The organism is Asanoa sp. NPDC050611 (assembly GCF_040654855.1).
Classification (GTDB): domain Bacteria; phylum Actinomycetota; class Actinomycetes; order Mycobacteriales; family Micromonosporaceae; genus Asanoa.
Genome location: NZ_JBFAIU010000332.1, coordinates 1 through 8,208 on the forward strand (window position 1 = coordinate 1; position 8,208 = coordinate 8,208).

General features: G+C 73.5%; 8 protein-coding genes. 5 read left to right on the top strand and 3 right to left on the bottom strand.

Annotated features, from left to right (window positions below; all coding sequences use genetic code 11):
* Positions 1–42 precede the first annotated feature (42 nt).
* From AB0H87_RS33755 to AB0H87_RS33765, 3 genes are all read left to right on the top strand, one after another.
* Positions 43–1,863, top strand: a complete 1,821-nt coding sequence (locus AB0H87_RS33755; RefSeq protein ID WP_360155072.1) for a metallophosphoesterase — start codon at positions 43–45, stop codon at positions 1,861–1,863.
* Positions 1,864–1,958: 95 nt separating this feature from the next.
* A complete protein-coding gene (locus AB0H87_RS33760; RefSeq protein WP_360155075.1) occupies positions 1,959–2,306 on the top strand; it encodes a YciI family protein in 348 nt (115 codons plus the stop codon).
* Positions 2,300–3,508 (top strand): DUF6596 domain-containing protein, encoded by a 1,209-nt coding sequence (locus AB0H87_RS33765; protein WP_360155078.1) that lies wholly within the window; start codon positions 2,300–2,302, stop codon positions 3,506–3,508. Before AB0H87_RS33760 ends, AB0H87_RS33765 begins: the two co-directional genes overlap by 7 nt.
* Here the strand turns inward: AB0H87_RS33765 and AB0H87_RS33770 are convergent.
* The gene (locus AB0H87_RS33770) at positions 3,468–3,941 is read right to left on the bottom strand and encodes an Lrp/AsnC family transcriptional regulator (RefSeq protein WP_360155081.1); all 474 of its coding nucleotides are present in this window, start codon (positions 3,939–3,941) and stop codon (positions 3,468–3,470) included. The genes AB0H87_RS33765 and AB0H87_RS33770 overlap by 41 nt on opposite strands.
* Before the next feature lie 112 nt (positions 3,942–4,053).
* Here AB0H87_RS33770 and AB0H87_RS33775 point away from each other — a divergent pair, with 112 nt between their 5' ends.
* Together AB0H87_RS33775 and AB0H87_RS33780 are read left to right on the top strand one after the other, a co-directional pair.
* A complete protein-coding gene (locus AB0H87_RS33775; RefSeq protein WP_360155084.1) occupies positions 4,054–5,280 on the top strand; it encodes an amino acid permease in 1,227 nt (408 codons plus the stop codon).
* Between the two features lie 30 nt (positions 5,281–5,310).
* A complete protein-coding gene (locus AB0H87_RS33780; protein WP_360155087.1) occupies positions 5,311–6,348 on the top strand; it encodes a LacI family DNA-binding transcriptional regulator in 1,038 nt (345 codons plus the stop codon).
* On the opposite strand, the gene AB0H87_RS33785 is transcribed toward AB0H87_RS33780, so the two are convergent.
* Positions 6,338–7,372, bottom strand: coding sequence for a substrate-binding domain-containing protein (locus AB0H87_RS33785; RefSeq protein ID WP_360155090.1), 1,035 nt, complete (start codon positions 7,370–7,372; stop codon positions 6,338–6,340). The genes AB0H87_RS33780 and AB0H87_RS33785 overlap by 11 nt on opposite strands.
* Before the next feature lie 17 nt (positions 7,373–7,389).
* A partial coding sequence (locus tag AB0H87_RS33790; protein ID WP_360155093.1) for a glycoside hydrolase family 3 C-terminal domain-containing protein occupies positions 7,390–8,208 on the bottom strand: 819 nt, incomplete at its 5' end.

The following is an 8,208-nucleotide window of genomic DNA, read 5'->3' on the forward strand; positions in this document are numbered from 1 at the left end:
AGCGAGATGGCCGCCCGTTCGCGCAGGTCGTGATCCAGGAGCTTGGGCAACACGATCATCACGCGACCCAGCGCGCCGATCGAGCCCGGTGACGTGCGGCTGGCGTACGACCGCGCGCTCGTCGAGGTGACGCCCGGCGCCAACGGCTTCTTCACCGTGCGCGCGGTCGGCGACGGCGGCGCGGGCCTCGTCACCGTGACCGTCAACGGTCGCAGCACGGTGGTGCCGGTGACGATCGGGCTGACCGACGTGCCGGTCGCGATGTTCGACGACGCGGCGGCATGGAAGTTCAGCGCCGCGCGGGCCACCGGCTCCGTCGCGGCGGCGCCGGGACACACCGGGACCGGGCTGCGGATGGCGTACGACTTCGGCCAGTCGACCGGCACGCGGGCGGCCTACGCCGACCCGCCACAGTGGATCCCGGTGGACGGGCAGCCGCAGGCGTTCGGCATGTGGATCTACGGCAACGGCAAGGGCGAATGGCCGAGCCTGCACCTGCACGACGCGCTCGACCAGCAGCACGTGCTGCGCGGGCCGTACATCACCTGGACCGGTTGGCGCTACGTCGAGATGGCGGTGCCGCCGGGCGTGCAGTATCCGGTGCGGATCCGCCGGTTCTACGTGGCGGAGACCGATCCGGCCGAGGCGTACCAGACCGACATCGTGATCGACGACATCGTCGCGCGGGTCGCGCCGCCGGTGTCCACGCCACCGGAGCCGCTCAGGACGGACCGTGTCGTGCTGCGCGACGGGACCGTCGACGGGGCGCCATGGCGGCTCGCCGTGCTGTCGGACGCGCAGTTCGTCGCCGCGGACCCGGACAGCACCCAGGTCGCCCGGGTACGCCGGACCCTGCGCGAGATCCGCGCGGCGAGGCCGGACTTCCTGGTGATCGACGGCGACCTGGTCGACACCGCCTATCCGCAGGACTTCGCGCTGGCCAGACAGATCCTGGACGAGGAGCTGGCCGGGACGCTGCCGTACTACTACGTGCCGGGCAACCACGAGATCATGGGCGCGCCGATCACGAACTTCACGTCGGCGTTCGGCCCGACCTCGCGGGTGTTCGACCACAAGGGAACCCGCCTGATCACCCTGGACACCAGCGCGGGCAGCCTGCGCGGCAGCGGCTTCGACCAGTTGTTGGCGCTGCGGTCGGCGCTCGACTCGGCGGCCGGTGACCCGCGGATCGGCTCGGTCGCGGTGTTCGAGCACCACCCGCCGCGCGACCCCACGCCGGCCAAGGCGAGCCAGCTCGGCGACCGCAAGGAGGCGGCGCTGATCGAGCAGTGGCTGGCCGACTTCCAGTACCGCACGGGCAAGGGCGCGGCGTTCGTGGGCGCGCACGTCGGCACCTTCCACGCGGACCGGGTGGACGGCGTGCCCTACCTGATCAACGGCAACAGCGGCAAGGAGCCGTCGACGGCACCGCACCTGGGCGGCTTCACGGGTTGGACGATGCTGGGCATCGACCCGGTCACCCCGGCCGAGGCGGCGCTGGCCAGGCTGAACCCGCTGGCCGAGGGCCCACGCTGGATCGCGGCCGAGGTCAACCCCCACGTCGACGCGGTGACCGTGACGGCGCCGGCATCGGTCGCGGTCGGCACACCGGCGACGGTGACGGCGACGCTGACCCAACCGGGCGGCCGAGCGGTCCCGGTCGCGGCGCCGGTGACGGCACAGTGGTCGGGCTCAGCGGACCTGCACGTCGGCTCCGTGCTGGGCATCCGCCCAGGCGACCGCGCGTGGTTCGACCCCGCGACCGGCCGCCTGACCGCGCTGCGCACCAGCGGCACCGTCACGCTGACGGTGACGGTCAACGGCGTCAAGGCCACCGCGACCGTGGCGCTGACCCGGGGGTAGCCGCGAACGGGCAGGATTTCGCTGTCGAGTTGTCGATCGCCGGGCACCTTGTTCGTCTTAATGCGTGACCGTCCGGCGGTGACGAGGAGGAAGCGATGAAGTACGTCATGCTGGTCTATCAGGCTGCGGCTATGGAGCGGCAGGCCGCGTTGACCGACGAGGAGCAGAAGCGGGTGCGCGCCGACTACCAGGGGATCAACGAGACTCCTGGTGTCACCCCCGGCGTGCCGATGGGGCTGCCGGAGAACGCGACCACGGTGCGGGTCGAAGGCGGCCGGACCCTGACCACCGACGGGCCGTTCGTCGGGATGAAGGAGGCCGTCGGCGGTTGGTTCATCCTCGAGGCCGACGACCTCGACGCGGCCATCGAGGTCGCCGCCCGCGTGCCGGCCGCGCGCTACGGTGGCGCCGTCGAGATCCGACCGTCGGAGGTGTATTGGTAGCCCCGCTCGACCAGGTCTTCCGCCAGGAATGGGGCCGCGTCCTGGCCACCCTGATCGGCGTCCTCGGCGACTTCGACCTCGCCGAGGACGCGGCCCAGGAGGCGTTCGCGATCGCCGCCGCCGCGTGGCCGCGCGACGGTACCCCGAGCAACCCGCGGGCCTGGCTGACGCGGACGGCCCGGAACCGCGCTACGGACCGGATCCGCCGCGAACGGGCCCTGGCGACGAAGTTCGGGCTGCTCGTCGCCGACGACCGTGCACCGGCGCCGATCGAGGTGACGACGTTTCCGGACGAGCGTCTGGAGCTCGTCTTCACCTGCTGCCACCCGGCGCTGGCGCTCGACGCCCAGGTCGCGCTCACCCTGCGCAGCCTCGGCGGGTTGCGCACCGACGAGATAGCCCGGGCCTTCCTGGTGCCGGAGCGCACGATGGCGCAGCGGTTGGTCCGGGCCAAACGCAAGATCAAGGCCGCCGGGATCCCGTTCCGCGTGCCACCGGCCCACCTGCTCCGCGAGCGCCTGGACGCCGTGCTCGCCGTCGTCTACCTGATCTACAACGAGGGCTACGGTGGTCGCGACGAGCTCGCCGCCGAGGCCATCTGGTTGGGGCGCGCGCTCGTCGAGCTACTCCCGGACCAGCCCGAGGTGCGCGGGCTGCTGGCGATGATGCTCCTGCACGACTCCCGTCGCGAGACGCGGTTCAGCGACGGCGAGCTCGTGCTGCTCGAGGATCAGGACCGGTCACGGTGGGACGCCGAGCAGATCGCGGCCGGCCGCGCCGAGCTCGATCGCGCCCTCGCACTCGGCGGCCGCGGGCCGTACGTGCTGCAGGCCGCCATCGCCTCCCTGCACGCCGAGGTCCCGTGTGACTGGGCTCAGATCGCGCTTTTGTACGGCGAGCTCGGCCGCCTGACCGGCTCGCCCGTCGTGGAGCTCAACCGCGCGATCGCCGTCGCCGAGGTCGACGGACCCGAGGCCGGCCTGCGGGTGGTCGACCAACTCGGCCTCGACGACTTCCGTTACCTGCACTCGACCAGGGCGCAGCTCCTGCGCCGGCTCGGGCGGGTCGAGGAGGCGCGGGCCGCCTACCGCCGGGCGAGGCAACTCACCGACGACGGCGCCGAGCGACGGTTCCTCGACCGCCGGCTGAGGGAGCTCGCGCTCAGCGCAGCTGCGCCAGCGGGAGCGGGCCGCGGGTCTTGACCGTCCTGATCGCGAACGTGCTGTGCGCGTCGACGATCGACGGGATGGTCAGGATCTGGTCGATCAGCAGGTGTTCGTACGCCGCCAGGTTGGCGACGTTCGCTTCCACCAGGATGTCCGCCCGGCCCGAGATGATGTGGCACGCGACGATCTCCGGGATGGCGGTCAGCGACGCCTCGATCCGGGCGGCCGTCTCGCGGGAGTGGTGGTCGACCCGCAGCTCGATGAAGACCGTCAGGTCCAGGCCGAGGCGGGCCCGGTCCAGCTCCGCCCGGTAGCCGGCGATCAGCCCGTCCTGCTCCAGCGCCCGCACTCGGCGCAGGCAGGCCGACGGTGAGAGGCTGACCGCCTCCGCCAGGTCGACGTTGGCGATGCGGCCGTCGGCCTGGAGCCGGTCGAGGATCGCCCGGTCAGTGCTGTCGTACGACGTCATCGGCACATCATGCGACCGAAGCGCCCGATGACGCAACGAAGTTGCGCGAGTCGGTCCCGGAGCGCGCACATTTGCCATCGCGTGCGGCGGTGACGCTGCCAGACTGCGAGCCATGAACAGCCAGATCGGGACCGCGCGGGGGAGCGCACTCTACATCGGAGCGTTGCTGGGCCCGGGACTCCTGCTCCTCCCAGGGCTCGCGGCAAGCCAGGCTGGACCGGCCTCCATCGTCGCCTGGGCCGTGCTGCTCGGCGCCTCGGCGCTGTTCGCCGTCGTGTTCGCCGCGCTCGGCGTGCGGCACCCCTCGGCCGGCGGGGTCTGGGGCTACGCCACCGCCGGGCTCGGCCCGCGCGCCGGCCGGGCCGTCGGCTGGTGCTTCCTGGCCGGCGTGATCGCCGGCGCGCCGATCGTCTGCGTGATCGGCGGCAACTACGTCGCGGAGCTGACCGGCGGCGGCACGCGGGTGGCCGTGGTCACCGCCGCTCTGCTGCTCGTCGGCACGCTGGTCGTGATCGCCCGCGGTGTGCGCACCTCCACTACCGTCCAGTTCGGACTCGTCACGCTGCTCCTGGTGATCGTCGTCGGCGCGGTGGCCGGTTCGGCGCGGTCCGCCGAGGCCGCCAACTGGACGCCGTTCGCGCCGCACGGCTGGACCGCCGTCGGCCAGGCCGCGGCGACGCTGATGCTGGCGTTCGTCGGCTGGGAGGCGATCGCACCGCTCACCACCCGGATCGCCCGGCCGCACCGGGTCATCGCGATCGCCTTCGCCGCCACCGCTGTGGTCTACCTCGCCCTGGGCGCCGTGACCGTGGCCGCGCTCGGCGACCGGGCGGGCACCGACGTGCCGCTCGCCGCGCTGCTCACCATCGCGCTCGGCGACGCGGTGGGCCCTGCCGTCGCCGCCCTCGGCGCCGTCGTCCTCACGGTCGGCGCCGTGCTCGCCTACGTCTCCGGCGCGGCGAGCCTGGCCCGCGCGCTGCGGGTCAAGCCGGGGCGGACCGAAGGCCTGCCGCCCTGGCTCGCCGGTGCGGTGCTCGTCTCCGGCGTCGTGCTGATCGGGCCGCTCGCCACCGGCCGGATCGACCTGGCCACCGTCGTCAACGTCCCCACCACGTTCTTCCTCGTGGTCTACCTCGGCTGCACCGCGGCCGGCTGGCGGCTGCTGCGCGGAGCGCCGCGGACCTGTGCGGCGATCGCCTGCGGGATGGTCGCGGTCGTGCTGGCCTTCTGCGGCTTCGCCCTGGTGCCGGCCGCGCTGGTCACCCTCGCGGCGGTCAGCAAACCGTCGGCAACCCGCTTGCTGCCGGGTCGGGCCGAGGCTAGTCTCCGCGGGAGGTAGCTCGAAACATTTTCGGCGTGGGGGGAACACGTGCCGACAGGCCAGGGGCGGGCCACTCTCGCGATGGTGGCCGAGTCGTGCGGCGTCTCGCTGCCCACCGTCTCCAAGGTGCTCAACGGCCGGGCCGACGTCGCCGCCGCCACCCGCGCGCGGGTCGAGGAGGCCCTGCGGGCACACAACTACCGGCCACCGGGGGCGCGGACGCGGGGGACCACGACCTCGACCCGCAGCATCGAGCTGGTCTTCGACGACATCATCAGTCCGTACGCGACAGAGGTGCTGCACGGCGTCACCGACGGCGGCGACGAGCTCGCTGTCGACGTGGTCGTCCGCCGCCTGCCCACGCTCTCGGCGAAGCCGCCGCGCACCGAGGCCGCCTGGGCCCGCCGGCTCACCGACGCGGGGCGCAAGGGCCTGATCGTGGTCACCTCCGAGCTGACCTCCCGCCAGCTCGCCGCGTTCGACCGCGCCGGGCTCGCGCTCGTCGTCATCGACCCGGTCAACCTGCCCCGCACCGACGTGGTCAGCGTCGGCGCCACCAACTGGAGCGGCGGGCTCGAGGCCACCGACCACCTGATCCGGCTCGGCCACCGGCGGATCGCGTTCGTCGGCGGGCCGGCCGCCTCCTCGCCGAGCCGGGCGCGGCTGCACGGCTATCGCGCGGCCCTCGAGAACGCCGGCATCCGCTCCGACCCGGCGCTGATCCGCAACGGCGCGTTCGACTTCATCTCCGGGCTGATGCTCGGCAGCGAGCTGTTGTCCGAGCAGGAGCCACCGACCGCGGTGTTCGCGGCCAGCGACCCGACGGCGATGGGCGTGTTCGCCGCGGCACAGGCGCGCGGGGTGCGGGTGCCGGAGCAGCTCAGCATCGTCGGCTTCGACGACACCTACCTGACGGTCATGTCGACGCCGGCGCTCACCTCGGTGCGGCAGCCGTTGCGCGAGATGGGCCGGGTCGCCCTGCGTACGCTGCTGAGTCTGATCGCCGGCGAGAAGCTCGACTCGCACCACGTCGAGCTGGCCACCACGCTCGTGGTCCGCGAGTCGACGGCGGCGCCTAGACCCTAGCGGTCGACCCCCGCACCACCAGCTCGGTCGCCAGCTCCACATGGTGCGAGTCCAGCTTCTCGCCGGCCGCCAGGCGCAGCGCGGTGCGCAGCGCCACACCGCCCATCTCCCGCAGCGGCTGCCGCACGGTGGTCAGCGGCGGTGAGGAGAGCCGGGCGACCTCGGTGTCGTCGAACCCGACCACGCTCAGGTCGTCGGGCACCCGCAGCCCGCGCTCCCGGGCCGCCTCGATCACGCCGGCGGCCGTCTCGTCGCTGCCCGCGAACACCGCGGTCGGCGGCGACGGCAGGTCGAGCAACGCGGCACCGCCGGCCAGCCCGTCGCGGTAGCGGAAGTCGCCGGCGCGCTGGTAGTCGTCCGGCACGCTGACACCGGCTGCCTCCAGCGCCGCCCGGTAGCCGTGCAGCCGGGCCTGGTTGCACGCCGAGCGGGTGGCGCCGCCGACGTAACCGATCCGCCGGTGGCCGAGCGCCAGCAGGTGCTGCGCCGCGGCCATCCCGCCGGCGAAGTTGGTCGAGCCGACGCTGGTGACCCGCTCGCGCTGGAGGTTGAGCGGGTCGATCACCACCAACGGCAGGCGCGCGCGGGTCAGCGCGGCGATGTCGGCGGAGGTCAGCTCGTCGACCACGGCGATCACGGCCCGGCGGCCCGCGGCGGCGAGGTCGCGGGCCCAACCGCGCGGGCGCGAAGGGTCCGTGCCGGCCGCGGCCCGCGGGCGGACGCTGACCGCCACCGCCACGCCCGCGTCGCCGCCGGCCTCCAGCACGCCCTGGATGATCTCGATCGAGTAGGCGTTGAGCTCACCGTTGAACATCAGCTCGACGCGGGCGGTCGCCTCGCTGCCCTTGGCCGCCGGCGAGCGGCGGCCGATGTAGGCGTGCTGCTCTAGCAGCGACTCCACCAGCGCACGCGTCTCCGGGCCCACGTCGGAGCGTCCGTTGACCACTTTGGACACGGTGGTGACGGACACGCCGGCCGACGCGGCGACGGTGGCCAGCGTCGCGCGCCGAACCTTGGGCGGCACGGACGACCTTCCTCTCATCAGGGACCGGTTGGGGCGACCGCCGCCGGTGTGTCCAGGCGCCGGTCGTGCCCTACGACGCGGGTCGGGCCGACGAGCCGTACGGTACCGCGCAACGGCAGGTCGGCCGCGGACGTGCCGACCAGCACGTCGACGTCGCCCGCCTCGACGATCCGGCGGAGGTCGCGGCCGGTGAACGCGGTGCGGTCGGCGTGCACGGTGAACTCCACGTCGGCGGCCGCGCCCGGCGCGAGGTCGACCCGGGCGAACCCGACGAGCTGCTTGACCGGCCGCACCACCTGCGCCACCACGTCGTGCAGGTAGAGCTGGACGACCTCGGTGCCCGCGCGGTCACCGGTGTTACGGACCTGGGCGCGGACCGTGAACTCGCCGTCGGTCGGCACCTCGGCGGCGGAGACCCGGAGATCGGAAACCGCGAAGCTGGTGTACGACCGCCCGTGTCCGAACGGGAACAGCGGTGTCGGGTCGAGGCTGCTGATGTCGGTGCTGTCGGCGCCCAACGGCGGCTGGAGGTAGGTGCCCGGCTGCGCGCCCGGCTCCCGCGGGATCTGCACGGGCAGCTTGCCGCTGGGCTGCACCCGCCCGGAGAGTACGCCGGCGATCGCGGCCCCGCCCTCCTCACCCGGCATGAACGCCTGCACCAGCGCGGCGGCCCGGCCGTGCAGCTCGCCCAGTGCGTACGGGCGCCCCGAGACCACCACCACGACCACCGGCGTGCCCGTGGCCAGCAGCTCCGCCAGCAGGTCGGCCTGCACGCCCGGCAGCCGGGCTTCGGTGTCGACCTCGACTGGTTCACCACCCGCGAGCGCGACGAGCTC